Genomic DNA, 1,886 nt, shown 5'->3' with positions numbered 1-1,886 from the left:
AAAGGAATTAGAACAATGACCTTAGAAAATACTAAAAATTTAAAAAAACAAGTTGCTCCTTTTGAAAAATCAACGATTAAAAAAAGTGTTTGGCAACTGATCAACACAATCGTGCCATTTATTATTTTATGGTACCTTGCTTATAAAAGTTTGTCAGTTTCTTATTGGTTAACATTAGTTCCAGCACTGTTAGCCGCTGGATTTATGACAAGGATTTTCATTATTTTTCATGATTGTACCCATTATTCATTCTTTAAGAGTCGACGTGCAAATAGAATAGTTGGAACGTGTATGGGTGTTTTAACATTATTCCCATTTGATCAGTGGGGGCATGAGCATTCTATTCACCACGCTACGAGTGGTAATTTGGATAAGAGGGGTACAGGGGATATTTGGACGCTTACAGTAGATGAATATGTAGCAGCACCATTTAGACTCCGTTTAGCATATCGTTTATATCGCAATCCATTCGTTATGTTTGGGTTAGGCCCGATTTATGTTTTCTTGCTTAAAAATAGATTTAACCGAAAAGGTGCTAGAAAAAAAGAACGTATGAACACTTATTTAACGAATATTTTAATCGTTGCTATTGTAGGAATGCTTTGCTGGGCAATTGGATGGCAATCGTTTCTTTTAGTACATGGTTCTATATTTTTAATAGCAGGTTCAATAGGGATTTGGCTGTTTTACGTACAGCACACATTCGAGGATTCTTATTTTGAAGAAGATAAAGAATGGGAATATGTGAAAGCGGCAGTGGAGGGAAGTTCTTTTTATAAACTTCCAAAAATTTTGCAATTTCTAACGGGTAATATTGGATTTCATCATGTTCACCATTTAAGTCCAAGAGTGCCTAACTATAAACTAGAAGAGGCACACAACAATACCCTTCCTTTAAAAAATGTACCAACAATTACGCTTGCTACAAGCTTGCGTTCACTCCGTTTCCGTCTTTGGGATGAGAAAAGTAACAATTTTGTTAGCTTTAAAGATGTCAAAAATATAATTAAAAATAATGTTTCTGTTCGGGTGAAATCTGAACTATAATTGCATCGTATATAAAATTCCCCTTAATCATTTTCGATTTAAGGGGAGTTTTTGTTTAAAGATTAGATGCCAGATAAGAAGAAAAATTAAATGTTTCAAATTGTAATGGAAGCAGATTGGGAATTGCTCGTACGTAAGTACAAATACAAGATGACAATAAATGCATTATGTTAACAAGTGGAGTTATCATGAATGTTCCATTACGATAACTGTTCATAAATCCGACGAAAATTAATAGCAAAAGGGGGATCGTACAACAGTATATCTAAAAAATTAGAAAAGACTTGAACGGAAATTTCATTCATTTTTCTTGGTGTTCCGCATTCCATACACTTAAATAGGATGCATATTCTAATTCATCTGGATTGTCATGTAACATAGAAATGAATTCTAATTTATTTCTATCACAATCAAGAAAGTATACACTTGCAGCGGGCATCCACCTTTGGACAATTGGCTCTTGATTTCCTTTTCCTTGACTTCCTATCACTTCTATTCCACGCTCCTCTAACCACGCTTTAGAAGTCATTAAAAACTCTAAATTTACACCAAAAGCAAAATGTCTCAGCTCAAAGTCTTCGATATTATTTACTTCCCATAGTCCAAGCATTTGTTTTTTATTTTCTCCGACCCAAAAGAAAGCCACTCTTCTTTTGGAGAGTTTTCTTGCTAACGTTAATCCTAGCTTGTTTTGATAGAAATTTATCGCTTTTTCTAAATTTCTTACATGTAAATGAGTCTCGTATATGTTCTGTATCATTATGATCATTCCTTTCTTTCTTGCTAACTAACAGTTGAGTAATGAATGTAATTCTAATAATGTACAGCTATATCTGATA

2 protein-coding genes are annotated in these 1,886 nt (G+C 33.5%); one reads left to right on the top strand and one right to left on the bottom strand.

Features of this window, described 5'->3' with window-relative positions:
• Nucleotides 1-15: 15 nt before the first annotated feature.
• Nucleotides 16-1,047 (top strand): fatty acid desaturase, encoded by a 1,032-nt coding sequence (locus ACQGS6_RS27535; RefSeq protein WP_000171499.1) that lies wholly within the window; start codon nucleotides 16-18, stop codon nucleotides 1,045-1,047.
• Nucleotides 1,048-1,348: 301 nt separating this feature from the next.
• Here ACQGS6_RS27535 and ACQGS6_RS27530 read toward each other — a convergent pair whose 3' ends face one another.
• A complete protein-coding gene (locus ACQGS6_RS27530; RefSeq protein WP_000615639.1) occupies nucleotides 1,349-1,807 on the bottom strand; it encodes a VOC family protein in 459 nt (152 codons plus the stop codon).
• Nucleotides 1,808-1,886 lie beyond the last annotated feature (79 nt).

Source organism: Bacillus sp. GMs2/2, from assembly GCF_050172095.1.
Taxonomy (GTDB): Bacteria; Bacillota; Bacilli; order Bacillales; family Bacillaceae_G; genus Bacillus_A; species Bacillus_A cereus.
This window is presented reverse-complemented; position numbering and strand designations above follow the sequence as displayed.

Coding starts and splice junctions, on each gene's coding strand:
- ACQGS6_RS27535 (WP_000171499.1), top strand. CDS start 16: ATGACCTTAGAAAATACTAAAAATTTAAAAAAACAAGTTGCTCCTTTT.
- ACQGS6_RS27530 (WP_000615639.1), bottom strand. CDS start 1,807: ATGATACAGAACATATACGAGACTCATTTACATGTAAGAAATTTAGAA.